Raw genomic sequence first — 25,998 nt, 5'->3', positions numbered from 1 at the left:
GCAAAGCCGGGATCACCTTGACCGTTTCGTCCTTTCTCCGACCATCGTCTTTCGACAGTGCAGCGCAATCGTTCCCGCGTCCCACCGTCGGAATTCTCAGTACCTACCCACCGACAAGATGTGGCTTGGCCACCTTCAGTGCGGCCCTTGCCGACGGCTTGGCTTCACACGGCTCCGCCATCAGCGTCGTGCGGGTCGCCGGCGACTCGTCCCCCTCGAACCTGAGAGTCATCGGCGAGGTCGTCAACGGCTCGGCGTCTTCTGTGCGCGCCGGGGCGGGACTGCTGAATCAGAGTGACGTGGCTGTCATCCAGCACGAGTACGGCCTCTACGGCGGCGTCGACGGTGACGAAGTCGTCGACATCGTCGGCGAACTGCAGATCCCGTCGATCGTGGTGGCGCACACGGTGCTCAAAAGACCTACGCCACATCAACGTTGGGTCCTGGAACGGCTCGCGACGCTGGCCGATCGGGTAGTCGTGATGTCGGACGCCGCCAAGGTCCGGCTGTGCCAGGGCTTCGACGTCGACAGCAGCAAGGTCACCACTATTCCGCACGGCGCGCGGATCCCCGCGCATGCACCGACCAAGCGTTCCGGCAGACCCACGTTGCTGACCTGGGGTCTGATCGGGCCCGGCAAGGGCATCGAGCGGGTGATCGAGGCGATGCGGTCACTGCACGGCCTCACAGGACAACCCCGGTACTTGATTGCCGGTGGAACACACCCCAAGGTGCTGGCCAACGACGGTGAGGCCTACCGCGACGCTCGCCGTGAACAGGCCAGGCGCCACGGTCTGGCGGGTTCGGTGTCGTTCGACGACGACTACAGGAACGCGACATCGCTGACGACGCTGGTGCAGTCGGCCGCCGCGGTCGTGCTGCCCTACGACTCCACCGATCAGGTCACCTCCGGCGTCCTGGTCGACGCCATCGCACACGGGCGTCCGGTCGTGGCCACCGCATTCCCGCACGCCGTCGAACTCCTGGGTACCGGGGCGGGGATCATCGTCGACCACGGTGACCCGGACGCGATGACGTCAGCCCTGCGGCGGGTGTTGACCGAACCGAGGCTGGCGGGATCCATGGCCGCCGAGGCGCGCAGGCTGGCGCCGACGATGTCGTGGTCCATCGTCGCGGATGCGTATCTCGTTTTGGCTCAACGAATTCTCCACGAACGGATGGCTGCTGCATGAACACCGAGACGCCCGTCCCGCTCTTCGACCATCTGCGACGGATGACGGACAGTCGCGGCACCTTCGAGCACGCCTGCCTCGACGCTCCCCGGCCCGAACACGGCTACTGCACCGACGACATGGCGCGGGTGATCGTAGTGGTCGTCCGGCAACCCGAGGTGGACCGCACGCTCAACGGTCTGGCCGGGCTCGCGCTGCGCTTCCTCGGCGACGCGCAGACCCTGACCGGTCCCTGCCGAAACCGGATGGACAGCAGTGGCCGCTGGACCGACGAGCCAGGTCTCGACGATCCGTGGGGCCGCTGTGTATGGGCCACGGGAACAGCGGCGGCGCACAGTCCGGTCGCATGGGCGAAGCAGACCGCTCTCATGCAGTTCGAGCGTGCCGTTCAGGCGCGGTCGACATCACCTCGGGCGATGGCTTTCGCGGCGCTGGGCGCGGCCGAACTGCTCGGTGTGCAACCCGATCACGCGGATGCACGCAAACTGCTCACCGACTACCGCGAATCCCTTCCCGCACCGACCGGTGATCCGGCCTGGCCGTGGCCGGAGGCTCGACTGGCCTACGCCAATGCCGTTCTCGCCGAGGCGATGATCGCGACCGGCGCCGCGCTCGACGACTCCGAGCTTCGCCGGCGGGGACTCGATCTGCTGGCCTGGCTGGTCGACTACGAAACGGTGGACGGTCACTTCTCGCCCACGCCGGTGGGCGGCCGGGACAACAGCGATGTGCGGCCCGGCTTCGACCAGCAGCCCATCGAGGTGGCCGCGCTCGCCGACGCGTGCGCGCGCGCCGCTGCCGTCGATCCCGACGAGGCATGGCCTGACGGCGTGCGCCGGGCGGCGGCCTGGTTCGAAGGCGACAACGACTCGGCGCAGGTGATGTGGGATCCCGCGACCGGTGGCGGTTACGACGGTCTGCACGCCGACGGGGTGAACCTCAACAGAGGCGCCGAATCGACACTGGCGGTGCTCTCGACGTTCCAACACGCTCGCCGGCTCGCGACCGTGCCCCGATGACCTCGGTGGCGAGTCCGCTCGCCACTCGGAGTGCGGTGCGACTCTCGCCGGACAGGTCGCGGGTGATCACACAGTTGTTCGTGCCGGGCCAGGAGGGGTTCGAACATCAGGAATCCCGGGCGGGAGTGGTGCTGCGCCGCATCCTCGCGCTGGACGAGGACGAGGTCAGGGCGACCCTCGACGATGTGCTGACCCGATTCCAGGGACGGCACCGGGACATGGTCGGGACATTCCGTCGGCACGCCCGGGAACTCGCTGACCGCCTTGACCGCGATGTGGAACTCACCCCGGAGCGGGTGCTGCTCGTCGGCGCGGCGTTCACCAGCGAGTACGCCATCGAAGGGGCGGCGCTGTGCAACCCGAGCATGGTCGCGCACCCCGATCAGACCGACGTGCCCGCGGGCAGCCTGCGATTCGTGATGAGTGTCCGCGGCATCGGTGAGGGGCACCGTTCCTCGATCGGGTTCCGCACGGGGACGGTCGACGCCGCGGGCGGGGTGCTGCTCGACGCCCCGCCGGCCTACGCTTCCGTCGGCATCATCGACGCCACCCTGCTCGAGTCCGCCGTGTTCCGCAGCGAGCTGACCCGGCTCGACGAGGCCGGTGAGGCCGCCGACTACGTCCTCGATGCGCTCGGCGACAGCTTCACCCGTGCCGATTTGAGCGAGCGTCTGGATCGGCTGAACACCAACCTGAGCACACGCGGGCATGCGAGCAAGACGATCGACGCCATCCAGGTCATCGCCGAACGCACCTACGGGATCCGATTCTCCGACGAGGTCCCTCTCAGCGAGCGGGTGCTCGTCCCGGCGACGGACGCCGAGGCGGGCGGTATGGAGGACGCGCGGTTCCTCCGCTTCGTCGACGAGGACGGCTCCGTCACCTACTACGCCTCCTACACGGCCTACAGCGGCACGTTGATCAGCCAACAATTGCTCGCGACAACGGATTTCCGCACCTTCACCTCCACTCCGATGGTCGGTGCCGCCGCCGCCAACAAAGGCCTGGGACTGTTTCCCCGCCGGATCGCGGGCCGCTACGCGGCGATGTCGCGCTCGGACCGGGAGACCAACTCCGTCGGCTTCTCCGACCATCGGTGCGTGTGGAACGATGCGTCGCCATGCCAGCAACCCGAGCAGCCGTGGGAGGTGCTGCAACTCGGCAATTGCGGCCCGCCGATCGAGACGCCCGACGGGTGGCTGGTGCTCACCCACGGCGTCGGACCGATGCGTACGTACCGTATCGGCGCGCTGCTGCTCGATCTGAACGATCCGACCCGGATCGTCGGCCGACTCCGCCAACCGTTGCTCAGCCCGGGCGCCGACGAGCAGGACGGCTACGTGCCGAACGTGGTCTACTCCTGCGGCGCGCTCCTGCACGGCGAGACGCTGGTCATCCCGTACGGGATCGGCGATTCGGCCATCGGGTTCGCCGCTGTGCCGCTTCCCGCGCTCCTCGACGCCCTGCGAGAGTCGGCGCCGCCGCCCGGATAATCGACGGCGTGATGATGCGAACTCTGCTCGCGGGTCTGGCGTCGACGGCGCTGTTGGTGGCGTGCCAGGCGCCGCAGGCCGAGCCGGAAACCCGTGGGCCGATGCTGGCGTTCCGGGCCGCCAAGGAGATCGGGCTGGCGCAGGGTGGCACGCTACTCGCGACCGAGCCCGGCGACTTCGCCGCCACCGGTGAGCCGATCCTCACCGAGGACGGCCGGTTCGTGTTCGCCCGCAACGACGGCCGGCTTGCGGTGCTCGACACCGAGAGCACGTACCCGCGGACCATCGAGGTGCCGGTCGGCCCGTGGGTGGGCACCGGTGGCGGCAGCACCGTCGTGTGGGTCGAGGAGCCGGACCGGCTGATGCAACTCGACCTGGCCGTGGCGGACCCGGCGCCGACGTTGCGCCGGACACTCGACCTGCCGCAGACGCCCCTCTCGTCCGGTCCGCCGTTGCTGGTCGCGGCCCGCGGGGACACCGCGGTGGTGGCGCGAGCAGAGTCGCAGCCGCCGCCGTCCAACGGCCCGCACATCCTGTATTCGGTGCGCGGTGACGAGCCGCCGAAGCCGCTGGGGGACACGAACGCGAACACGCCGATCGAGCGGGCGGTGATCAGCCCGGACGGCGACAGCCTTGCCTACGCGGTGTTCCGCGAGTCGGGCGGCGGCTGCGGTTCGGCGGCGCTGACCATCGTCTCGCTGGAGGACGCGGCGCCGCGCACGATCAATGTGGGTTCGCGCGACCCCATGGTGGGCGACCGGGTGCTGTACCTGTGGTGGACGGGCATCACGCCGGAACTCAGCCACGTCGAGTGGAACTGCGCCGACCCGGAGATCCGCAGGCTGCCGACCGTGTCCGAGGTGCGTGGGCTGAGCCTGTACCCGGCGCTGCAGGGCACCGCGCTCCAGGTCCTCGACGTGGGGTCGGGTATCACCGCGACGCTGGAGCCCTCGGCGTTCGAGGCCCGCCCGTCCGTCGGCCTGCTCATCGTCGACGACAGGGGCGAGAAGACGCCGGTCCACACAGACGTCAGCGCCGTCGCACCGGTCAGCTGAGCAGTTCGACCAGCGTCTGCGCGGCGCGCCGGCACTGCTCGGCGTACACGTCCAGGTGGGTGACGGCGCGCACCGTCCGCGGACCGAACGCGTTGAGCAGCACGCCGCGGTCACGGGCACGGCTCACCAGTTCGGCGGCGTCGAGCTCCAGCGCGGCGGGCAGATGGAAGACGACGATGTTCGTCTGCACCGTCTTCAGGTCGATGGGGATGACGCCGGCCAGGGTCTCGGCGAGGGCGCGGGCGTTCGCGTGGTCCTCGGCGAGCCGGTCGAGGTGGTGGTCGAGGCCGTGCAGCGCGGCGGCGGCGAAGATGCCGTTCTGCCGCATTGCCCCGCCCATCCGCCTGCGGTGGCGGTCGGCGTGGGCGATCAGGTCGGCGGTGCCGGCGAGCAGTGACCCGCCGGGCGCGCCGAGGCCCTTGGAGAACGCGACGGACACCAGGTCGAAGGGTGCCGCAAGCTCACCGGGCGTGGCGCCGGTGGCGACGGCGGCGTTCCACAGGCGGGCGCCGTCGAGGAATGTCGTCAGGCCTCGCTCGCGGGCGAGCGTGCACAGCTCGATCACGTCGGCCTGCGGGAACACGACACCGCCGGCGCGGTTGTGGGTGTTCTCGATCTGCAGCAGCGTGGTGATGGGGAACACCGGCAGCCCTGAGGGCTTGATCGCAGCCAGCATCTCGTCGGCGGTGAAGGTGCCACGGCTGCCGATCTCGACGATCTGCACGCCCGCGTTGAGCGCGGCGCCGCCGGCCTCGTGCCATGCGGCGTGCGACTCGGCGGCGGCGATCACCTCGTCGCCGGGGCGCGTCAGCACCCGCAGCGCCACCTGGTTGGCCATCGTGCCCGACGGCAGCCACAGCGCCGCCTCTTTGCCGAGCAGCTCGGCGAGCCTGGCCTGCAGCCGGTTGGTGGTCGGGTCCTCGCCGTACTGGTCGTCGCCGACCTCGGCGTCGGCCATCGCGGCACGCATCGCCGCGGTGGGTCGGGTGACGGTGTCGGAACGCAGGTCGACGGGCACGCGCCGCGTCAGCGGTAGTTGACGAACTGCAGCGCGACGTCGAGGTCGGCGCCCTTGAGCAGCGCCTGGACGGCCTGAAGGTCGTCGCGCTTCTTCGAGCTCACCCGGATCTCGTCGCCCTGGATCTGCGCCTTGACGCCCTTGGGTCCCTCGTCGCGGATGAGCTTCGTGATCTTCTTGGCCTGCTCGCTGGTGATGCCCTCTTTGATCGACCCGGACACCTTGTAGGTCTTACCGCTGGCCTGCGGTTCGCCCGCGTCGAAGGCCTTCATCGAGATGTCGCGGCGGATGAGCTTCTCCTTGAAGACGTCGACGGCGGCCTTCACGCGTTCCTCGGTGGAGCTGACGATCTCGACGGCCTCCTCGCCCTTCCACGCGATGGTGGTGTCGGTGCCGCGGAAGTCGAAGCGGGTGGACAGCTCCTTGGCGGCCTGGTTGAGCGCGTTGTCGGCCTCCTGACGGTCGACCTTGCTGACGATGTCGAAGCTGGAATCCGCCATGGACTCGCTCCCTCCCTGAAGTGTTCGCGTTGTCTGCCTACATCCTCGCAGGCCGGCGAGAAGGGCTTCACGATGCCGCGCGCAACACCTTGCTCTCGACCAGGGCAGCGGCGAGCGCCACCTTTTCTTCGTCGTCGAGGTCGCCGGGAAGTTCGCGGACATAGAAGGCGCCGGTGGCCACCACGAATTCCAGCGCTTCGCGGGCCAGATCGTTGACGGCGAACAGCGGAACCCCGTGCTCGCCGATCAATTCCACCATGTCGCCGGCGGTGCGCACCACGAGTGGACCGGACCACCTGCTGAACAGCCGCCGGTGCAAGGTGACCGATCGCTCGTCGTACCAGATCGCCGGGAGCGGCTCCTCGAACAGCTCCTGGTACCGCGCCTGGAACTGCTCGAACGTCGTCTTCTCCAGGGGCCGCGACAGTTCGACCTTTGGAGCGTTGCTCGGGTTGTGCGGCACGTAGCGCCCGAAGAACCGCTGGGAGAAGTCGATGTACTGCCGGGTGAACAGGATGAACTGGTGCCACGCCTCGTCGACCCGCAGCGAGTACATGTTCCATACGCGGTCCTTGTCGAGGTCCGCCAGCACCAGGTAGCGCTTCACCTCGCGAAACAGCGCCTCGGCTTCGGCGGCACTGTCGGCGACGCAGTTCTTCACCAGCTTCTCGACGAGGTACGGCGCGTCGAAGCTCAGCGCGCCGTGCGACGTCGCCCTCTCGACGGATGCGTCGACGATGGTCATGATGTCGTCATCGTGAACAGCCCGAGGTCCTCGAGCGCCTCGGCGATCGTGATGCGTTCTTCGTCGGTCAGCGGACCCGGCAGCTCGCGGGCATCGAAGGCCTGCCGTCGCGCGGCGAAGGCGATCGCCTCGGTGGCGACGGCATCGATGGTGAGCTCTTCGACCGGTTCGCCCGCCGTCTCGGCCACCAGGGCGACGGTGCCGGCGTGTACCCGATGACTCAACTCGACGCCAGGATGGGTGCGGCGCAGCACGTACGGTGCATCCGAATCGCCTCCCCGCCGCCGTGTGTGCAGCTTGCGCGTGGAGTGCGAACCCAGGTCGACGCACTTGTCGAGCAGGGGATCCGCCTCGGGAACGGACATCGCCGCCAACACCCGGGCGAGCACGTGTACCCGTGCTTTACGCGCCCGGTCCATGGCGACGCTGAGGTAGGGGTGCCCGGCCGGGGGCATGCGACGCCGGTCCGGCCGTTTCAGACCGGTCACGGGTAGACCGCAGTCCTCCATCGGCTCGCCGTCGCGGGGGCTGGTCACGTGTAGCGAGAGCGACCAGTCGGACGTCGCGTTGACCGGCGCGTGAATGCTCGGTTCATAGATGTAGCCGACACGGCCGGCGGAGGCCGCGAACATGTTCTTCGGTACCAGTCGACCGCGCCGATAGGACTCGCTCCGGTCGAAGGTCTGGACCTCGAGCTCGTTGCGGCACACCGCGGTGATGGTCCAGGCGTTGTGTTCGTGCGGACCAGGAGTGCCCCCGGGTGGCCAGTAACCGAATGCGAACCGGATGCCGAACCGGGGGACCGTCAGGAACGGCACCAGGCCGCGCCGCGGCTGCGGCCGTATCAGGGATTCCAACTCTCGCGCAATGCAATCGGCGAGGAAGCGGTCGTCGATGACGGCGGTCTCGATGTCTGCTCGGGCGCGCGCGACCGTGTCGCGGTCGGGATGCGCGCGTTCGTCTTTCGCGGGGAAGTCGGTCGCCGACAATCGTTCGACGACTTCGGTGAGTCGCATCACTCGGGAGGCAGGGTCTGGCAGATGCTGCAGTCGCACCAGGAGATACACGGCTCGCAGACAGATGTGCACACGCCGCCACCCCATCCCGACCGGACCTGCATCCGCAGCCGTCCTCGACGGACCTCGTTCTGCAGGGAGGCGCCGGGGTTCTGCCTTGGCACGCTGCCCTCGCTGCGACGCACCGACACCTGGGCGTCCTCCTTGACCCAGAGGATGACGGCGCCCAGTTCTGAGCGGGGCGCGTCGAGGGCGTAGACGATGTCCTCCCGCGGGACCTCCACGGTGTCGCCGAGTCGTGCGAGGCTTTGATACAGCGTGATGTGCCGGTCGTCGCGGGACGGTCCTACGAATCCACGCAGCACGCGAGCGTTCTCCGCACCCCGCGAAATCAGTGCGGAGACAAGTGGATTCTCGTTGAGCTCGAATTGGGAGTTCGGATCGTCGGCCATCAGTCCTCCAAGAGGTGGATCCGGGAAAGGTGCCCGAGTGTAGACATTCTCGGGTCTGGCCGAATCGGAGGCGCGCCGGGCCGAGAAGAGATTGGCTGCTCAAATCGCCTCTGGTGTCGACTTTTTCGTTGAAAGCGCAAATGAGCGCGCGTCGTTACCTCCGGCTGGGCGGCGCCGACCATATGGTTTCCTCGGCGAGGGGGTGGCGGTGACACTGCTCGATGAGGTCAGGCCGACGGTGGCGCAACTGTTGTTGGCGCCGGCGGAACCGGCATCGCTACCGTGGGGCCTGGCGCCACTCCGATTCTCGGCATCGGAGCGATTCGGCGCTGTTCTCGGCGTCGACGATGTCGAAGGCTGGATCGACTGCAGCCTGCTCCAGCATCCGTTCTTCAAGGTGTTCCTCGACGGACGCCAGGTGCCGATCCGCTGCGTCGGATCGCCGCGGGTGGTCAAAGGTCAGACGGTCACCGGCTTCATCGATGCGGCGAAGACGCGTGAGGTCTTCGGCCGAGGCGGCACGTTGATGTTGTGCAACATGCACGAATGGCATCCGCCGAGCCGCGCCCTGTGCCGCGACCTGACCGATGTCGTGGTCGGCGTCAGCAAGGCCACCGCCTTCTACAGCCCGCCGGGCAATCAGGGGCTGGCGACGCACCGCGACGACGCCCACGTGTTCGTCGTCCAGCTCGCCGGCCGCAAGAAATGGTCCCTGTTCGACACGCCCTCCAACCCTGCGCTGCGACGGGCCGGCGCAGCGACACCGGCCGGCCCCGAGACCGTGGTGGTGCTGGAGCCGGGAGAAGGGCTGTACCTTCCGCCCTACCTCGCGCACCATGCCCGCGCGTTGGTGTCGTCGAGTTCGTTGCACATGTCGATCCACGTGCGCGAACCACGCGGGCGTGACGTCCTCGACGCGGCGGTCGAGGAGGTGCTCACCACTGACCTGCTCGTTGCGGAGTTGTCCGGAGACCGGGCTGACCGGGCTGCACAGGTCGGTCGACTGCTGGAGTCGCTCGCAGCGCGCCTGGCTGATTTGGATCCGAACCGGGTCGTGGCAGCGATCGAGAGGCGGATCACCGGGCGGTGACAGCCCGATCAATTTGTGTCGGGGGTACCCAGTCGTTGTATCCTGCGTTGCGCACCGAATCCACGAGGAGGGTGCCACCACCCCGGCAGGTTGCCCGAGCGGCCAATGGGAGCGGACTGTAAATCCGTCGGCTTACGCCTACACAGGTTCGAATCCTGTACCTGCCACGCTGATCAGGCCCCCTTTCGAGGGGGCCTGTTGCGTTATCGGGCCGCGAGTGGCCAGTTGTGACGCGCTTCGTGCCGCCAAGCGTGCGCCAAGTGGCCACTCGAGCCCGATCGCGTAACCGCTCTGTTACGCTTTCTTCCGTGGACGAGATCGCTGCTGCACTCGCAGACCCCGTGCGCCGCGACATCCTCGAGTCCCTGCGCGACCGGCCGATGCCGGCCGGCGAGCTGTGCGCGATGTTCCCGATCAGCCGCCCGGCAGTGAGTCGTCACCTGCGAGTACTGCGGGACAGTGGCCTCGTGACGGCTGAAGTCGTTGGCAGGCAGCGGATCTACACCCTCGACCCGAACGCCGCGACGCCCCTGATGACGTGGCTGGCCGGCCTCGCGACTCCGGTGAGCTGGGAAGCGCACCTCGACGCGCTCGAAACGGAGGTCCACCGCACGCGCCGCGAGCGGCGCGGAGATCCGACGACCAAGGAGGCCACCGCATGAAACCGCCATCACCGACGGCCCGGCTGTTCGCGACCCCCGCCGGGTACGACCTCACCTTCACCCGGACGTTTCGCGCATCCGCCGACGACGTGTGGGCGAGCGTGACCGAACCCGACCGCAGTGCCAGATGGTTCGGTACCTGGAAAGGCGACGGCGCGCCCGGTTCGACCATCGAAGTCCAATTGGGCTTCGAAGAAGGTGCACCGTGGTGTGACATGCGGATCGAGGCGTGCGATCCGCCCCGCCACCTCGCCGTCACGATGATCGACGAATCGGGCTCGTGGCACCTCGCGCTGTTCCTCCAAGAGTCGGGCGGAACAACTGAACTGCGATTGATCCAGCGTCTGGAGAACGTTCGCGGGATCGAAGACGTCGGACCCGGCTGGGAGTACTACCTCGACAACCTGGTGGCCGCCAGAGACCAATCGCCACTACCGGACTTCGACGCCTACTACCCGTCGATGAAACCGTACTTCGAAGCGCTCGAGGCGACACCGACTCACCACCCGGATGGAGTCGGCTCCAGAGCCGAATGACTTCGCGCTATCCGCGCTTTGTCAGGGTGAACGTCCCAGGCCTGTTGGGTCCCTGCGGCACGCCCTCGCAGTTCACCGGTGCGCTGGTGCTCGTACCCCCGGTCAGCGTCGCGCTGTCCCAGGTGTAGGTCGTGGTGCCGGGTAGTCGGCGTTCGTCAGGGCAGATGACGGCGTCCGGCCTGTTGATCGTCATCACCCACTGGTTACCGGTCAGCCGGGCGTTGCCGCTGTACGGCACGAGAATCTCGACGGCCGCCGTGACGTTGGCGCATCCGGGCCCGCACGGCGCGACCGTCCATGTTCCGGTGAGGACCTGACCGGAGGCCCGGGTGTACCGCAGGTCATAGACGCCCTGGAACGGCTCACCGCCCGCCGCAGCCGGGTTCGGAGGAACCGGGACAACCTGTGTAGGCCCGCCCGCCCAGCCGGTGCCCGCCGATCCGACAGCCACGCCGGCAGCGATGACGAGGGCTGCCGGCAGCCCGCGAGTGATGGTCATGACGCTTCTCCCTTGATGTCGATTCTCGCGGCGCGGGTCAGCCCGCTACCGCATGTCACTTCGTCGCTGCCGCGACGGACGCATACACCTCCTCGTAGCCGGCGACCATGCGCTCGATACCGAAGAATTCCTGGACGTGGGCGCGACACGCGTCCGGATCGATGTCGCCCACAGCCTCGAGGGCGGCTCCGAGGGATGACGGTTCTTTGCAGACGTATCCGGTCTTGCCGTCGACCACAATCTCGTCGACCGACCCGGCCCGCAGGGCCACGACGGGCGTGCCGGTCACCATCGCCTCGATCATCACCAGCCCGAAGGGCTCCTCCCAACGGATCGGGAACAACAGGCACCGCGCTGCGGCGAGAAGATCACGCTTCGCCAGGCCGCCGACGCGCCCGATCACCCTGTCGCGGTCGGTCATTCGGGGCATGACCTCCTGCTCGAAATAGCCGCGGTCGCCGGGTTCGACGCACGCTCCGGCGAGGACCAGCGGGATGCCCGTGGAGTGAGCGGCATCCAACGCCAGGTGCGGCCCCTTCTCCGGACAGAACCGACCCAGGAACAGCGCGAAGCCGTCCTTGGTCGCGCGGAATGGCCAATCGGTGACCCGGAGGCCGTGGTGCACGGTCCCCACCCAGTTGAGATCCGGCGATGAGCTTCGTTGACGATGGCTGACGGCCACCAGCCCGAGGTCTCGATCGAGAGCCGCGTAGTACCGACGCATGTCGCCGTCGATCGTGGCGTGCACGGTGGACACCGTCTTGACGCCCAGGCTGCCGTAGCTCGACGCGTTGAGGGCGCCGGACATGGTGTGATCGTGGACGATGTCCACGCCTTCTCGGCGCGCCAGCCGCGCGATCGCCCGGCGTACTTCGATGGCGTGCACGATCTCGGGACGAACCTGACCCAGCCGCTCGGGGACGGCCTCAGGCGAGATCGCGACGAAGCGCGCGGCGGTCCTCGAATGCCCGGCGCCCAGGACGAATACGTTGTGTCCGCGGGCGACGAGGCCATCGGCCAGGTCCGCGATGACGGCCTCGGTTCCGCCGTAATCCATGGGCGGAACCTCGTAGTACGGTGGCGCGACGAGAACCACGCTGACGTGCTCGGACGTCACATCGTTCGCTCCTCTACAGGAGGATCGGAACTGGCGGTGCCGTCGTTCATCGAGTCGAGCAGTGTCCTCCACGGATCCGTCGGGAACAGCGACTCCACGGCCTGGCGATTGCGCTTCAGGCCGGCGATCAGCTCCGCGTCGCGCCGAGCGAATCCCGCCAGCACATCGACGAACTCCACCGCCGCGTCGGTCATGCCGGTTCCGTCGGTCTCGAACGTCGTGCAGCTGATGCCTGCGGCACCGTAGAACTCGTCGAAGGCGTTGTATCGAGTCGACACGGCGGGAACCTCTGCGGCAGCCGCCAGGCCGGCACCCAGGCCGACCGTCTCGAAATCGCTGACGCTGGGTGTGAAGACAACCCCGCCGTGGGTCGCTCGCGCGAGCCGCAGAAGGTCCACTTCGTCCAACCGCCAGTCCCCGTCGGCTTCTCGCACCGATTCGAGAGGGACGCCGCCGAGGAATCGGACGTACTTCTCCGTCGCGAGTTCGTCGCGCAGTGCGACGAGTTCGTCGCCGTAGTCCGGATCTTCGTCGAGGTCGCCGAAGACGAGCAGGTAGGGCGGCGGAAGTGAACGGCGGAGGCACTCACCCACGACTTCTGCGTGGAATCGCAGCGATTGATTCACGCCCTTGACCCGGTAGATCCGCACCGGGCTCAGCAGTATCGGTCGTTCCAGGCTCAACTCGAGCTGTCGCGTGAATTCGTGATGGCGGTCGTCGATTCCCGGTGGGATCACCGGAAGCAGGTTGGCGATGACCTTCGGTCGCGATGTGGTGTCATAGCTTTCCGCCTCTCGCGCGAGCCCCTGGGACACCACGATCCAGTTGACGTGTGCCGCCTCGGCGGGCAGCGGCGTCACGTCATTGGGAACGGACGGATAGAACCGCCGATCGATTGCTATGTCCCAGCGCCCATTCGAGCCGCACAGGTCGTGATCCCAGATCACCAGTCCGCCCCGGCGCGCACGGTAGTGCCGTTCTGCGGCCATATACAGCGCGGACGTGACGCTCACCGCATGCGGGAGAGTGAGATTCACTGCGAAGACCCAGTCCGGATCATGGCGCTCCAGCCATGTCCTGAAGTGGTCGAAGTACACCTGCCGCAGGGTCTCGATCCGGTCGACCAGCGACTGCCGCTCGGCTTCCACCAAGCCATCGAACGCGGCGACGCATCGACGGATGTCCTCGAGCTCTGCCGACAGCTCGGCTCTGTCCAGGCCCGCGATCGCGTCGTTGACCGTCGGCCGGAGCCACGGCGGATAGGGGTGAGAATCCGGTCCGTTGGGAAAGAATCGCGTCTTGTCCGCCCGCCACGAGTAGCCGAGGTCGGCGACGACCATGTGGTCGAAGACGCCCATCGACCGTCCGAGGCGGTAGACGCTGCGGAACACGGTCAACAGTCCCGAGACCGGGAGGCCGTCGCCGCAGATCAGGCCGATCTTCACGCCGGCTCGACCATGCGACTCATGAAACCAGCGGGCGGTAGTCGCCGGCCGAGAAGTACTCCTCACACCCTCCGATGCGGCGCACATCCCAGGTGGCGCAGTGCAGAGATCCGCCGAACTCGAAGACATTCCGGAACGGGATGGTGAACACCTCGAAGCCGAGCCCGGACAGCAGATCCTGAAGCGGACGCTCCTGTTCCTCACAGACGACCTTGGTCGGTGAGATGCTCAGTACATTCATCGACAGCCACTTCGACGACTGGCAGTAGTCAGGCATCTCGGAGTTGCTCGATGTGGGCCGCGGAGCGGAGACGAACTCCCAGTCATCGGTCAGGAAGAGTTTCTCCTCGCCGGCACGCAGTGGCCGGTCGGGGTTGGTGAGTATGAGTCCGGGGCGTAGTGGAACGAACGTGCAATCGATGTGCGACGGAAAGAAGTCGAGGGGGAAGTGCACAGGGTGCACGCGGAAGCCCTTGGGTTCGAGATGTCTCTTCAGCCAGGTGATGCCCGCCCGGTTCGATGTCATCGACTCCTGGACCACCAGGTCTCGGCCGAACCGGCTGATGTCAGCCGCGTCGAAGACCACCTCGTCCTGCGACACGCAGAACTCGAAGGCGTGCATCTCGGAATGCCGCTTCTCGTCGGACCAGTCCCAGAAACCCTCGCGGTACATGCCGTCGCCCATCGACGGCTTCGGCGCGGTCGTCCAGACCACGCGTGCGTCGGCTCTCCAGTATTCGTAGACCAGGTCGCGATAGGCGGTGAACTCGAAGTATCGCGACCGGCGTGACATCGGTGCTTCGATGATCTCGCTCCCGATCGTGATCATCACGTCGCGCGGGCACACCGCGCAATACTGGTTCGCGACCGAGAAGTGCGGAGTGGCGACACTTCTGCTGAAGACGTGTGGTGTGGGCCTTCGGACCTTGACTCCGTGCGACTCGAGGAGGGCCTGAAGCCCGGCCAACTCCTCATTCGCACGTTCGATGGCTTCGGGTGGCTTCGGCCCCTCGGGAAAAGGCGTGCCACGTCGCCCATTACGGATCTGCGGGCGACTGCCGGGCTCGGTGGGCTCGAAACACGCGCCGTCCGCGGAGCCGACGACGACCTCCTCGAGCGGATCCCACTCGTTCCAGGAGTTCACCACCGCGGACAAGGTACTCATGGCGAACAGCCTTCTGGACCGATGATTCCGCCTTCCGGAAATCCCGCCCGGTGATGTTCTCTGCCGTCGGAAAGGATTTGATCTTCATCGTTCATGCCCGTGCAGTGCCGGTCCAAGATGTAGCACACAAAGAAGTGGAGGTGGGCCACATTGACGGCAGCGCAAAAGCGGGGCTTGGTGCGCCACCGGGCTTACTCGCCGGAGCGGAAGCGGTCCTGCATCGTGTACGTGTACCCGCTGATCGTGAGGTACGGCGTCATGACATACGCCAGCCCGATCGACGCGATCCCCAGGATCGACACCGCCGCCACCACGTTGGGCCAGAACGGCGCCGCCATGCCGAGCGCGAACAGCGGGATGGCCACCGCCCAGCCGCCCCAGTAGACGCGGCGGCCGAGTTCCGGCTTGTGGGTGAGCGCACGGCCGGCGATGAAGGCGACGACCATGGCCAGGAACGCGCCGATGATCAGCGCGGTCGAGATCTCGTCGGACACCACCTCAGCTTAGGTGTGCGTGTCCGCGCGTCAGAGCGCGCGTAGCCGGCGCACCCGGTCGGCGACTGCGCGACGGGATACGTCCGCGTCGGTGACGATCATCTCGAAACCATGCGGGCAGCCGGGGTGGACGTGCAGTTCGGCGGGAACACCGGCGGCGGCGAGCCGATGCGCGTAGTCGACGATCTCCGCCCGGAAGATGTCGAGGTCGCCGGTGTCGAGATAGGCGGGCGGCAGCCCGGCCAGATTCTCCTCACGGGCGGGCGCCGCGTAGACGGGCACGTCGGGTCCGCCGGCGCGGTCGCCGAGCAGGGCGCCCCAGCCGGTGACGTTGTCGTCGTAACTCCACACCATGCCCTCGGCGGGGATCTGCGGGTCGGGTGCGGTGTTGCGGTCGTCGAGCATCGGGTAGATCAGCAGCTGCAGGGCGAGCGCGGGGCCGCCGCGGTCGCGGGCCAGCAGTGCCACGCCTGCGGCGAGCCCGCCGCCTGCGCTGTCACCCATCACTGCGAGCCGCCCGGCGTCCACCCCGAGATCGGCTGCGTGTTCTGCCAGCCACTGCAGCGCGGCGTAGCAGTCCTCCGCCGGCGTGGGGTGCGGGTGCTCAGGTGCCGCGCGGTAGTCCACCATCAGCAGCGGCACGCCCGACTCGGCCACGTAGCGGCGCACGATCGCGTCGTATCCACGGCCGGTCTCCTCGAGGCTGAGGATCATCCCGCCGCCGTGCAGATACAGTGCGGCGCTCCCGTTTTCGGGCACACCGACCGGGCGGTACCACCACAGCGGCAACTCCGCGCCGTCGGCGGTGGTGAGCACGTGCCGGTTGACATCGACGCCGTCCACGGCCGGGACCATCTCGGCGATCAGGTCGAAGGTCGCCGTGGTGTTCCGCCGTCGGGTGGCGACGTCACCCACCGGCGGGGGCGTCGGGTCGGGTGGCTGGGGCGCAGCGAGCAGCGCGGCGAGGATCTCGGGATCGAATGGCAGCGGCACGCCCCGAGAGTATCCGGTGTTCGCGCAACGGCATCGTCGCGGCGGGGCGCCGTACAGCCGGCGGTCACCGGCAGGACAACCGGGTCGCAGACACTGCGCCGTGTCTCAACTGAGCCGCAGGGCCGTGCTGCGGGGAGCGGTCGCGCTCGGGGTGTTGCCGTTCGCCGGCTGCGCCGTCGCGCGCAGCACCAACCTGGTGCCCGCCGACCCGTTCACCCTCGGCGTGGCGTCCGGCGACCCGGCGCCCGACGGAGTGGTGATCTGGACGCGGCTGGCGCCGGACCCGTTGGCCGAAGACGGATTCGGCGGTATGCCCGCCCGGCCGGTGGACGTGGAGTGGGAGGTCGCGGCCGACGAGCGGTTCACTCGCGTCGAGCAGCGCGGTATCGCCACGGCGACGCCCGATGCCGCACACAGCGTGCACGTCGACCTTCACGGACTGCGGCCGGGAGCCGAGTACTTCTACCGGTTCCGCGCCGCGGGGCACCTGTCACCGACCGGCAGGACCCTCACCGCGCCGCCGCCCGACGCCCTCGCGACGGCCCTGACGATGTGCGTGGCGTCATGCTCGCACTATGAACAGGGCTGGTTCACCGCCTACCGGCGACTGGCTGGGGAACAGCCCGATCTCGTTGTGCACCTTGGTGATTACCAGTACGAATACGAGGCGAGGCCGGGCGGGGTGCGCAGGCACGCCGGGCCGGAGACCGTCACGCTGGCCAACTACCGGCAGCGGTACGCGCAGTACAAGACCGACCCCGACCTGCAGGCCGCGCACGCCGTCGCGCCGTGGCTGGCGGTCTACGACGATCACGAGCTGGACAACAACTGGGCCGGCGAGACGCCGGAGAAGCCGCAACCCGATTTCCTCATTCGACGGTCGGCGGCGATGCAGGCGTACTACGAGAACATGCCGCTGCGGCGGTTCTCGCAACCGCGCGGTGTCGACATGCAGCTGTACCGGAGGATCGGCTGGGGCGCGCTGGCCACGTTCCACCTGCTCGACACCCGGCAGTACCGTACCGATCAGCCGTGCCGCGACGAATACCGCACCGACTGTGCCGAGCAGTTCAATCCGTTCGCCACGCTGACCGGCGCCGAGCAGGAACGCTGGTTGCTCGACGGTTTCCGGCGGTCGCGGGCGCGCTGGGACGTGCTGGGACAGCAGGTGTTTCTCTCACAGGTGGAGCTGACCCCGGGGCCGAGCCGCGGTGTGAACCCCGACGCGTGGGACGGCTACCCGGCCAATCGCGACCGCATCGTCGCGGGGCTGAAGGGCCCTGCGGTGCGCAACGCGGTGGTGCTGACCGGCGACGTGCACAGCCACTGGGCGGCCGAGGTGCACGAGCGCCCAGGGGACGTGTCGTCACCGGTGGTGGCGACCGAGCTGGTGACGACGTCGATCAGTTCCGGCGGCGACGGATCGGACACCCGGGCAGACGTTGACGCGGTGCTGCCGGAGAACCCGCACATCCGGTACTTCAACAACCGGCGCGGATACGTCCGCGCCCGTGTGACGGCCGACGAGATGCGGGTCGACTTCCGGGTGCTGCCGTATGTCTCGCGACCGGGCGCACCGGTGCGCACCGGGGCGTCGTTCGCGGTGCCGGACCGGGCGGCGGCGCTGAACCGGCTGTGACGCCGTGCCGTCAGCCGGCCGTCAACACATGTTGACGGCCGAAGGCGGCTGTTGTGATTACGGCGCCGGGATGCCCGCGCAGGGCAGCCCGGGGATGCAGCCGGACGCGCCCTGCGGTCCGGCCGATCCGACGGGTCCGCCCGGGATGCCGCCGGTGGCGCCCTGCGGTCCGGCCGCACCCGCAGGTCCACCCGGAATGGCGCCAGTGGCGCCCTGCGGGCCTGCCGCACCCGCGGGTCCACCCGGGATCGCACCGGTCGCGCCCTGGGGTCCTGCCGCGCCCGCCGGTCCGCCGGGGATGGTGCCCGCGGCGCCCTGCGGGCCTGCCGCGCCCGCAGGTCCGCCCGGAATGGTGCCCGCGGCGCCCTGCGGCCCCGCGACGCCTGCCGGTGCGGGTGCCACCGCGCACCCCGTTCCAGCCGGGTCATAACACCCGGGCGGACCGCCGGCGGGGAACATCGAGGTCGCGGAGGCGACGGGGGCGACGGCGATCGCGGCGCCCGCCACGATCACCGGGAGACTCATTTTCAGCTGCGTCAACATGGCGCGGCTGTACCACGTCTGACCCGGTTCAAACCCGTCAAACAGAACTTCTACGGCAGTTCGAAGTGCTGGTAGTCCTTGTGGCGTCGCCAGTACCCGCCCCAGGCCCAGCCGCGGTCGGTGAATGCGCGCACCGCGGGGTCGCCGTCGTGCAGCACGCCGGGGTCGGTGCGGCCGCGGTCCCGATAGGGTCCGGCGTTCGCCGGTTCGAACGCGCCGTCGCGGCGAACATACGGGTTGAACAGCGGATTTATGTCGACGGCGCGGCCGTACGCATGCGGTGACCAGCGTCCGGTGCCCGGGATGTCGCGGCAGTTGAACGCCGAGGAATTGTTGTCGGCCATCGAGCGCTGATCGTCGGCGCCGGGGTAGCGGGCGGCGGTCTGCATCCGGGCGATCGGGTAGCGCAGCTGCTCGAGCTGTTCGAACACCGCGATGACGTCGGCGACGACGTCCTGATGGACCACCAGCTCACCGCTGTGGGTCCGGTCGTCCAGCCCGACGAACTCGAGTTCGACCCGCCGCAGTGCCTCCGGCCCGACGGGACACCCCGGCCGCCACGTCGCGCCGAGGTCGGTAGCGGTGACCGGGTGCACGGTGGCCGCCGCGGCCGGTGTCGCGAAGACCAGCGAGACCGCCAGCACCACCGCGGCGGCTGGCGCGGTGTGACGGGTGCGGTGGCGTTCGGCGATCGGACCTGCCCTCCTGACCGGTGGCGTCGAGGCTACCCGCGCACTTCCGAACGGGCGTTGCAGTGAGCGCGTCCAGCGATAAAATTGACGGCAGCTCGGCCTCCACGACGCAACGACTCGACATTCGAGCGGGGGGATCAGCAGGCATGGCACCGTTGAGAACCGGCGAGGGACTGCCCGACGTCGTCGTCACCGCCGTCGCCTCCACCACGGCGCTCGCCGCCGACGCGGAGGAGACCTGGAAACTGCTGCAGCAGGGCGGCAGCGGCATCCGCGCCCTGGACAGCTGGTTCGTCGGCGAACTCGATTCGCCGGTCCGCATCGGCGGCCAGCTCGTCGAGGACTTCGACGAGCACCTCAATCGCGTCGAACTGCGCCGGCTGTCCTACATGCAGAAGATGTCGACCGTGCTGAGCCGCAGGCTGTGGCAGACCGCCGGATCGCCTGAGGTGGATGTGCGGCGCCTGCTGGTCTCGGTGGGATTGGCGCTGGGCTCGACCGAGGAGATCCTGCACGCCTACGAGGAGTGGCGGGTCAAGGGCATGCGGGCGGTGTCGCCGCTGGCCGTGCAGATGTTCATGCCCAACGCCCCGGCGGCTGCCGTCGGACTCGACCACAAGGCCAAGGCCGGGATCATCTCGCCGCTGATGGCCGACGCGTCGGGCGCCGGCGCCGTCGCCCAGGCGTGGCGGCACATCATCCTCGGCGAGGCCGACGTCGCGATCTGCGGGGGAGTGGAGACGAGGATCGAAGCCGTCCCCGTCGCGGCGTTCGCGGCGGCGGGCATGCTCTCGACCGACAACGACGACCCGGCCGGGGCGTGCCGGCCGTTCGCGAAGAATCGCAACGGCACGGTGCTCGCCGAGGGCGGCGCGCTGCTGCTCATCGAGACCGAGGAGCACGCCAGGGCCAGGGGAGTCACACCGCTGGCCCGGCTGATGGGCGTCGGGATGACGGCGGACAGCTTCGACGCCATCCGTCACGACCCGACCGGCGAGGTCGCCGGTGACGCGATGGCCCGTGCCATCGACCTCGCGGGCCTGGTCCCGTCGGACATCGACCACGTCAACGCCCACGCCTGCGGAACGATCGACGGTGACCTCGCGGAGGCGTGTGCCATCCGACGCGCGCTCGGTGACCACGCCCCGGCGGTCTACGCGCCGAAGGCCGCGCTTGGCCATTCTCTGGGCGCCGCAGGCGCGGTCGAGGCGGTGCTCACGGTGCAGGCGCTGCGCGACGGGGTCATCCCGCCGACCCGCAACCACGAGCAGATCGACGACGAGATCGGTCTCGACGTCGTCACCGGCGCACCGCGCGAGGGCGACTACCGCTACGCGGTGAGCAACTCGTTCGGTTTCGGCGGCTTCAACACGGCACTGGTGTTCGGCGCAATCTGAACCGCCGAATCGGGTAATCCCGATGACATGGTGATCACATGACCGAAGAGCAGAGCAGTCCCGTCGTCGTCGTCACCGGCGCAAACGGATTCGTCGGCGCACGCACCTGCGCGGCCCTCGCCGGACGCGGCGCGACCGTGCGCGCGGTGGTCCGCCGGGCAGGCGCCGCGCCGGCGATCGACGGGGTCGAGGAACGGGTCGGGGACTTCGGCGATCCCGACTTCGCGGCCGAGGTGGTCACCGGCGCGAGTGCCGTCGTCACCACCGTTCACCCGATGGGCACCGCCCGCGAAAACCAGCACCGAGTGGGCGTCGAGGGGACGCCCGTGATCGCCCGGGCGGCCCGTGACGCGGGCGTCGGCCGCCTCGTGCACATGTCGACCGCAGCGGTCTACGACCGGTCGCCGGGCGTCGGCGACGTCGACGAGTCGGCGGCACTGGTCGGCGACGACGCAGGCGACTACCCGAGCACCAAGCGCGACACCGACGCCGCGCTCGCCGAGGTCGACGGCATCACCCGCGTGCTGGTGCGCCCACCGGCCATCCTCGGGCCCGGCGAGAGCTCCATCTGGAACACCCTGCGCCCGAACGACATCGCGAAGGACGAATCCGCGCGCCGCACGGTCCCGGACAAGTCGTTCGCGTGGGTGCACGTCGACGACCTGGCAGAGCTGGTCGCCGACCTCGCCACCGGCCGCATCGCGGCCGCCGACGATCCCGAACGCGGTCCGACCGACGGCGGGTGCACGGCGGTCAACGCCGCCGGCGGGCCCGCCACCCAGCGCGACTACTTCGGCACCGTCACCGAGGCGCTCGGCGTCGAGCCGGCGTGGCAGGACGGACCCGCGTGGACCGGACAGATCGTCGCCGACCGGGCCCGCCGATGGGGATGGACCCAGCGCGTCACGCTGGCGCAGGCCCTCGACGAACTCCGGCGCGGACTCGAGGCCTCATCGCCCGGACCGACTACTTGACGAGCGTGAACTGCCCGACGTAGCTGACGTTGCGATTGAAGAAGTCAGAGCAACCGAGCAGGTACTTCATGTAGCGGTCGTAGACCTCCTCGGAGGTCACCGAGATCGCCTCGTCCCGGTTGGCCTCAAGCGCCTTGGCCCAGGTGTCGAGGGTGCGCACGTAGTCGGGCGTCAGGTCGTCGCGCTTCTCCACGGAAAAGCCTGCGGCGCCCGAGTATTCGACGACGTCCTCGTCGCACGGCACCGACCCGCCGGGGAAGATCTCCTTGGCGATGAACTTCATGAACCGCAGATCGCTCATGGTGATCGGGATGCCCATCTCCGGCCACCGCTTGAGCGGGTGCCCCATGATCGTCTGCAACACCATCCGGCCGTCGGCGGGCATGCTGCGATAGCACAGGTCGAAGAAGGCCTTGTAGCGCTCCTTCGGGAAGGCCTCGAACGCCTCGATGCTGACGATGCGGTCGACGGGCGCGTCGAACTCCTCCCAGCCGCGCAGCAGCACCTGCCGCGACCGGTCGGTGTCGATCTCGTCGAGGATCTGCTGGCTGAGCGCGCGCTGATTGTGGCTCAACGTCAGGCCGACGACGTTGACGTCGTGCTTCTCGACGGCGCGCTTCATCATGGCGCCCCAGCCGCTGCCCACGTCGAGCAGCGTCATGCCCGGCTCCAAACCGAGCTTGCCCAGCGCGAGGTCGATCTTGGCCAGCTGTGCTTCCTCGAGCGTCATGTCCGCACGCTCGAAGTAGGCCGAACTGTACGTCCGTGTGGGGTCCTGCCACAGCCCGAAGAATTCGTTCGAGATGTCGTAATGCGCCTGGACGTCCTCGTACGCGACCTTCATGTTCGAGCCCCCCGACCCGCTGTTCGTCACTCCGCCGTCCTCCATTCTCGAGATCATGACCTGTGTATAGCCCAACTTGCCTAGATCTGCTAAGCGGGCGCCTTCTCCAGGGTGAACTGAGCGACGTCGGTGTAGCCCTCGCGGAACAGGTCGGCACAGCCGTCGAGGTACTTGAGGAACCGCTCGTAGATCTCTTCGTTGGTGATCGCGATGGCCTCGTCCTTCTTGGACTCGAGGTTGCGCGCCCAGGTGTCGAGGGTCTTCACGTAGTGCGGCTGCAGGTGCTGCTCGCGGGTGACCGTGTAGCCGGCCTTGACCGCGTGCTCCTTGACCATCGACGCCAGCGGCAGACGGCCGCCGGGATAGATGTAGTCCATGATGAATTTGATGAACCGCACGCGGGACATCGTCAGAGGCAGGCCCTTGGCCTTGATCTCCTCATCCTCCGGGATGATGATCGTGTGCAGCATCTGCACGCCGTCCTCGGGCAGCCAGTCGTAGGTCTTCTTGAAGTAGTCGTCGTACTTGTTGAACCCGAAGTGCTCGAACGCGCCGATCGAGACGATCCGATCCACCGAGCCGCTGAAGTCCTCCCACGGCTGCAGGCGGACCTCCATGTTGCGCTTGCTGGTGGAGTTCGCGAACCAGTGGTTCTCGATGTGCTGCTTCTGGTTCTCCGACAGCGTCAGGCCGATGACGTTCACGTCGTACTTCTCGACGGCGCGCATGATCGTCGCGCCCCAGCCGCAGCCGATGTCGAGCAGCGTCATGCCGGGCTGCAGGCCCAGCTTGCCCAGCGAGAGGTCGATCTTGGCCATCTGGGCCTGCTCGAGGGTGTAGTCGTCCTTCTCGAAGTAGGCGCAGCTGTAGACCTGGTTGGGGTCCTGCCACAGCTTGAAGAACTCGTTCGAGATGTCGTAGTGGAACTGCACTTCCTTCTTGTCCGAGCCGCGCGTCTGCGACGCGGACTTGGAGAGCCACTTCGATTCGGCCTTGGGCTTTGCGCTGGTGGTGTCTGCCACGGGTGCGTCCTCTCGGTACTGGTGATCGGTACTCATGGTCGCGATGTCTTCTGCTTCCACACTTGGGTGCGACGATACGCCAGCGCGGGGCGAGTGGTTACGCCTGTCACCAGCGCAGCAGCGCATCCGACTGGGTTGACGCACGGAACAATTGGGCCTCGGAAGGCAATTCGCGCAGCGGCGTGACCGCAGTCCGGCAAGGCCGCCGGGCGTGTCATGGCGGTCGCCCAGCACGCGGTGTGCGCGGGCGGTTTCCCGCGATATTGACGCTCCGGCTCAACTCACTGGCAAACGTGCGGTAGGTTCGGTCGACACACCGATTGGACGCTGGGGAGTTGACCGGTGGAAGCAAGACCATTCGGGCACTACCAGCTGCAGAAGCTGATCGGCCGGGGCGGGATGGGCGAGGTCTATCAGGCCTTCGACACCAGGACCGACCGCGTCGTCGCGGTCAAGGTGCTGCCGCCCCATCTCGCCGAGGACGTCACCTTCCAGCAGCGCTTCCGCCGTGAGTCGCAGGCCGCCGCAGGCGTGAACGATCCGCACGTCGTGCCGATCCACGGATTCGGCGAGATCGACGGCCGGTTGTACCTCGACATGCGGCTGATCGACGGCCGCAACCTGGGCACGATGCTGGGCGAGAGCGACAAGCCGCTGGACCCGGCGTTCGCGGTGACGATCGTCGAGCAGGTGGCCTGTGCACTCGACGCGGCGCACGAGGCGGACCTGATCCACCGCGACGTGAAGCCGTCGAACATCCTGATCACCGATCGCGATTTCGTGTATCTGATCGACTTCGGCCTCGCGCGATCGGCGGGCGAGTCGGGGATGACGACGGCGGGCAGCACGCTGGGCACGCTGGCGTACATGGCGCCCGAGCGGTTCGAGGGCGGCAAGATCGACTCCCGCGTCGACGTGTACGCCCTGGCGTGCGTGCTCTACGAGTGCCTGACGGGGTCGCGGCCCTATCCCGCCGACAGCCTGGAGCAGCAGATCGCCGGGCACATGGTGTCGCCGGTGCCGAAGCCGTCGGCGGTCGATCCGCGGCTCGCGGCGTTCGACGACGTGATCGCCAAGGGGATGGCGAAGAAGCCGGCCAAGCGGTTCCAGACGGCCGGTGAGCTGGCGGCGGCGGCGGGCACGGCGCTGAGCGTGCCGGTGCGCACCACACGGTCCGGCAGGCATGCGGCACGGCGGCCTGCGACGGCGCGGCGGCCGGTCGTGCCGCGGCGCAATGTGTCAAAGCGGGTGCTGGCGGTGACGAGCGCGCTGGTGCTGGTCGCGGCCGCAGGCACGTTCGGGGTGTGGCAGTGGCGGGGGTCGTCGAACGAGGCGCGTCCGGCCAATGTCGCCGAGCCGACGGTGCCGCCCGGACCGCAGCTGGGTGCCGTGCCGGAGATCGCGGCGACGGTGCCCGACGACATCAGTTCGACGGGCCGGCTGGTGATCGGCGTCAACACCCCGTACGCGCCGATGGAGTTCAAGAACGCCGACGGGCAGATCGTCGGTTTCGACGTCGACCTGATGAACGCGGTCGCCCGGGTGCTCGGCCTGGTGCCGGACTACCGGGACACCGCCTTCGAGAGCATCATCCCGTCGGTGCAGGGCGGCAGTTTCAACGTCGGCATGTCTGCGCTGACCGACACGACCGACCGTGAGCAGATGGTCGACTTCGTGACGTACCTGCAGGCGGGCACGCTGTGGGCGCAGAGGCCGCAGTCGTTCCTCGATCCGAGTTCGGCGTGCGGGCTGCGGATCGCGGTGGCGTTCGGGACGCTGCAGGAGACCAAGGAGATCCCGAGAAAGAGCGACGAGTGTGTCGCGGCGGGGCTCCCGGCCATCGAGAAGGTCGTATACACCAGCCAGGACGAGGTGACGGCGGCACTGGTGAAGGGCGAGGTCGACGCGATGTCGGCGGACTCTCCGGTGACGGGCTTCGCGATCAAGCTCAGCCGGGGCGACCTGGAGGCGGCCGGTGACGTGTTCGACTCGGCGCCCTACGGCTGGCCGGTCGCGAAGGACTCGAAGCTCGGGGAGTCACTGCGACTGGCGCTCGAGCACCTGATCGGCACCGGCGAATACCGCGCGATCGCGACGATCTGGGGTGTCGAGCGGGGGATGATCACCCAGCCGGTGGTCAACGGCGCGAGCGGCTGACCACCGCCGGGCGGGCGACGCTCTGCGTCAGCGCTTCTTGTTGTCGAACAGCGCTTCGGCCGACGAGGCTGCGCGTGCCGCCTTGTCGTGCTTGGCCGCGCGTTTCTCCTTGAGCGACTTGCCGGACTTCTTGGTCATGGCTTGTCGGGGTGACTTGTCAGACATGGTCGGCCCTTTGTTCTGGGGGCCTGAGTGGTCCCGATGGTTCGACCGTACCCCCCGAACGGGCCGATGGGGC

The 25,998-nt window shown here is 68.3% G+C and carries 27 protein-coding genes and 1 tRNA gene; 12 read left to right on the top strand and 16 right to left on the bottom strand.

Annotated elements, in window-relative coordinates; all coding sequences use genetic code 11:
- Positions 1-92 precede the first annotated feature (92 nt).
- Genes O6P37_RS27760 through O6P37_RS27745 form a run of 4 tightly spaced genes read left to right on the top strand, consistent with a single transcriptional unit; the run spans position 93 to position 4,760 of the window.
- Entirely contained in the window at positions 93-1,193 is a 1,101-nt protein-coding gene (locus O6P37_RS27760; RefSeq protein ID WP_269897130.1) for a glycosyltransferase, read from the top strand.
- Positions 1,190-2,212, top strand: coding sequence for a glycosyltransferase (locus O6P37_RS27755; protein ID WP_269897097.1), 1,023 nt, complete (start codon positions 1,190-1,192; stop codon positions 2,210-2,212). The genes O6P37_RS27760 and O6P37_RS27755 overlap by 4 nt, the downstream gene beginning before the upstream one ends.
- On the top strand, positions 2,209-3,705 hold the full coding sequence (locus tag O6P37_RS27750) for a glycoside hydrolase family 130 protein (protein WP_269897096.1): 1,497 nt from the start codon (positions 2,209-2,211) through the stop codon (positions 3,703-3,705). The genes O6P37_RS27755 and O6P37_RS27750 overlap by 4 nt, the downstream gene beginning before the upstream one ends.
- An 8-nt stretch (positions 3,706-3,713) precedes the next feature.
- Positions 3,714-4,760: a hypothetical protein gene (locus tag O6P37_RS27745; protein ID WP_269897095.1), complete on the top strand. Its 1,047-nt coding sequence runs from the start codon at positions 3,714-3,716 to the stop codon at positions 4,758-4,760.
- Here the strand turns inward: O6P37_RS27745 and O6P37_RS27740 are convergent.
- The 5 genes from O6P37_RS27740 to O6P37_RS27720 all read right to left on the bottom strand — a co-directional run bounded on the left by O6P37_RS27740 (position 4,753) and on the right by O6P37_RS27720 (position 8,491).
- The gene (locus O6P37_RS27740; RefSeq protein WP_269897094.1) at positions 4,753-5,778 is read right to left on the bottom strand and encodes a threonine aldolase family protein; all 1,026 of its coding nucleotides are present in this window, start codon (positions 5,776-5,778) and stop codon (positions 4,753-4,755) included. The two genes, O6P37_RS27745 and O6P37_RS27740, sit on opposite strands and share 8 nt — an antisense overlap.
- A gap of 8 nt (positions 5,779-5,786) precedes the next feature.
- Positions 5,787-6,278 carry a YajQ family cyclic di-GMP-binding protein gene (locus O6P37_RS27735; RefSeq protein ID WP_264016049.1) on the bottom strand — a complete coding sequence of 164 codons (492 nt, stop codon included), beginning with the start codon at positions 6,276-6,278 and terminating at the stop codon, positions 5,787-5,789.
- Between the two features lie 67 nt (positions 6,279-6,345).
- On the bottom strand, positions 6,346-7,023 hold the full coding sequence (locus tag O6P37_RS27730; protein ID WP_269897093.1) for a glycine-rich domain-containing protein: 678 nt from the start codon (positions 7,021-7,023) through the stop codon (positions 6,346-6,348).
- Positions 7,020-8,039: a cupin domain-containing protein gene (locus tag O6P37_RS27725; protein WP_269897092.1), complete on the bottom strand. Its 1,020-nt coding sequence runs from the start codon at positions 8,037-8,039 to the stop codon at positions 7,020-7,022. Before O6P37_RS27725 ends, O6P37_RS27730 begins: the two co-directional genes overlap by 4 nt.
- A complete protein-coding gene (locus O6P37_RS27720) occupies positions 8,039-8,491 on the bottom strand; it encodes a hypothetical protein (RefSeq protein WP_269897091.1) in 453 nt (150 codons plus the stop codon). Before O6P37_RS27720 ends, O6P37_RS27725 begins: the two co-directional genes overlap by 1 nt.
- A 208-nt stretch (positions 8,492-8,699) precedes the next feature.
- Between O6P37_RS27720 and O6P37_RS27715 the strand changes: the two genes are divergently transcribed.
- The 4 genes from O6P37_RS27715 (at position 8,700) to O6P37_RS27700 (ending at position 10,779) form a co-directional block, all read left to right on the top strand.
- On the top strand, positions 8,700-9,581 hold the full coding sequence (locus tag O6P37_RS27715) for a JmjC domain-containing protein (RefSeq protein WP_269897090.1): 882 nt from the start codon (positions 8,700-8,702) through the stop codon (positions 9,579-9,581).
- 84 nt (positions 9,582-9,665) lie between these two features.
- Positions 9,666-9,748, top strand: a tRNA-Tyr gene (locus tag O6P37_RS27710).
- A 141-nt stretch (positions 9,749-9,889) separates the two neighbouring features.
- Positions 9,890-10,243 carry an ArsR/SmtB family transcription factor gene (locus O6P37_RS27705; protein ID WP_269897089.1) on the top strand — a complete coding sequence of 118 codons (354 nt, stop codon included), beginning with the start codon at positions 9,890-9,892 and terminating at the stop codon, positions 10,241-10,243.
- The gene (locus O6P37_RS27700; RefSeq protein ID WP_269897088.1) at positions 10,240-10,779 is read left to right on the top strand and encodes an SRPBCC family protein; all 540 of its coding nucleotides are present in this window, start codon (positions 10,240-10,242) and stop codon (positions 10,777-10,779) included. Before O6P37_RS27705 ends, O6P37_RS27700 begins: the two co-directional genes overlap by 4 nt.
- Before the next feature lie 7 nt (positions 10,780-10,786).
- Here the strand turns inward: O6P37_RS27700 and O6P37_RS27695 are convergent, their stop codons facing one another.
- The 6 genes from O6P37_RS27695 to O6P37_RS27670 all read right to left on the bottom strand — a co-directional run bounded on the left by O6P37_RS27695 (position 10,787) and on the right by O6P37_RS27670 (position 16,492).
- Positions 10,787-11,278, bottom strand: a complete 492-nt coding sequence (locus O6P37_RS27695) for a hypothetical protein (RefSeq protein ID WP_269897087.1) — start codon at positions 11,276-11,278, stop codon at positions 10,787-10,789.
- A gap of 55 nt (positions 11,279-11,333) precedes the next feature.
- On the bottom strand, positions 11,334-12,395 hold the full coding sequence (locus O6P37_RS27690) for a glycosyltransferase family 4 protein (RefSeq protein ID WP_269897086.1): 1,062 nt from the start codon (positions 12,393-12,395) through the stop codon (positions 11,334-11,336).
- Positions 12,392-13,840: a glycosyltransferase family protein gene (locus O6P37_RS27685; protein ID WP_269897085.1), complete on the bottom strand. Its 1,449-nt coding sequence runs from the start codon at positions 13,838-13,840 to the stop codon at positions 12,392-12,394. The genes O6P37_RS27690 and O6P37_RS27685 overlap by 4 nt, the downstream gene beginning before the upstream one ends.
- A 19-nt stretch (positions 13,841-13,859) precedes the next feature.
- Positions 13,860-15,005, bottom strand: coding sequence for a serine/threonine protein kinase (locus tag O6P37_RS27680; protein ID WP_269897084.1), 1,146 nt, complete (start codon positions 15,003-15,005; stop codon positions 13,860-13,862).
- A 191-nt stretch (positions 15,006-15,196) separates the two neighbouring features.
- On the bottom strand, positions 15,197-15,499 hold the full coding sequence (locus tag O6P37_RS27675; protein ID WP_269897083.1) for a hypothetical protein: 303 nt from the start codon (positions 15,497-15,499) through the stop codon (positions 15,197-15,199).
- Between the two features lie 30 nt (positions 15,500-15,529).
- Positions 15,530-16,492, bottom strand: a complete 963-nt coding sequence (locus O6P37_RS27670) for an alpha/beta hydrolase (protein ID WP_269897082.1) — start codon at positions 16,490-16,492, stop codon at positions 15,530-15,532.
- Positions 16,493-16,592: 100 nt separating this feature from the next.
- On the opposite strand from O6P37_RS27670, the gene O6P37_RS27665 reads away from it, so the two are divergent.
- Complete coding sequence (locus O6P37_RS27665; RefSeq protein ID WP_269897081.1) at positions 16,593-18,131, top strand: alkaline phosphatase D family protein; 1,539 nt, start codon at positions 16,593-16,595, stop codon at positions 18,129-18,131.
- Positions 18,132-18,188: 57 nt separating this feature from the next.
- On the opposite strand, the gene O6P37_RS27660 is transcribed toward O6P37_RS27665, so the two are convergent.
- Positions 18,189-18,656, bottom strand: a complete 468-nt coding sequence (locus O6P37_RS27660) for a hypothetical protein (protein ID WP_269897080.1) — start codon at positions 18,654-18,656, stop codon at positions 18,189-18,191.
- Between the two features lie 68 nt (positions 18,657-18,724).
- Positions 18,725-19,321: a M15 family metallopeptidase gene (locus O6P37_RS27655; RefSeq protein WP_408633267.1), complete on the bottom strand. Its 597-nt coding sequence runs from the start codon at positions 19,319-19,321 to the stop codon at positions 18,725-18,727.
- A 191-nt stretch (positions 19,322-19,512) separates the two neighbouring features.
- On the opposite strand from O6P37_RS27655, the gene O6P37_RS27650 reads away from it, so the two are divergent.
- Both O6P37_RS27650 and O6P37_RS27645 read left to right on the top strand, forming a co-directional pair.
- Complete coding sequence (locus O6P37_RS27650) at positions 19,513-20,763, top strand: KasA/KasB family beta-ketoacyl-ACP synthase (RefSeq protein WP_269897079.1); 1,251 nt, start codon at positions 19,513-19,515, stop codon at positions 20,761-20,763.
- 38 nt (positions 20,764-20,801) lie between these two features.
- Positions 20,802-21,737, top strand: a complete 936-nt coding sequence (locus O6P37_RS27645) for an NAD-dependent epimerase/dehydratase family protein (protein WP_269897078.1) — start codon at positions 20,802-20,804, stop codon at positions 21,735-21,737.
- Here the strand turns inward: O6P37_RS27645 and O6P37_RS27640 are convergent.
- Together O6P37_RS27640 and O6P37_RS27635 are read right to left on the bottom strand one after the other, a co-directional pair.
- On the bottom strand, positions 21,730-22,581 hold the full coding sequence (locus tag O6P37_RS27640; protein ID WP_269897128.1) for a cyclopropane mycolic acid synthase family methyltransferase: 852 nt from the start codon (positions 22,579-22,581) through the stop codon (positions 21,730-21,732). The genes O6P37_RS27645 and O6P37_RS27640 overlap by 8 nt on opposite strands.
- 89 nt (positions 22,582-22,670) lie before the next feature.
- Positions 22,671-23,603 (bottom strand): cyclopropane mycolic acid synthase family methyltransferase, encoded by a 933-nt coding sequence (locus O6P37_RS27635; protein WP_264012963.1) that lies wholly within the window; start codon positions 23,601-23,603, stop codon positions 22,671-22,673.
- Between the two features lie 342 nt (positions 23,604-23,945).
- Between O6P37_RS27635 and stpK7 the strand changes: the two genes are divergently transcribed.
- Positions 23,946-25,760 carry a serine/threonine protein kinase StpK7 gene (gene stpK7, locus O6P37_RS27630; protein WP_269897077.1) on the top strand — a complete coding sequence of 605 codons (1,815 nt, stop codon included), beginning with the start codon at positions 23,946-23,948 and terminating at the stop codon, positions 25,758-25,760.
- Between the two features lie 27 nt (positions 25,761-25,787).
- Here the strand turns inward: stpK7 and O6P37_RS27625 are convergent, their stop codons facing one another.
- Entirely contained in the window at positions 25,788-25,925 is a 138-nt protein-coding gene (locus O6P37_RS27625) for a hypothetical protein (protein ID WP_269897076.1), read from the bottom strand.
- Positions 25,926-25,998 lie beyond the last annotated feature (73 nt).

Origin of the sequence: Mycobacterium hippophais (genome assembly GCF_027529605.1) — a bacterium.
GTDB lineage: Bacteria > Actinomycetota > Actinomycetes > Mycobacteriales > Mycobacteriaceae > Mycobacterium > Mycobacterium arseniciresistens.
The sequence above is the reverse complement of the archived record's forward strand: the minus strand, read 5'-3'. Positions and strand labels throughout refer to the sequence as shown.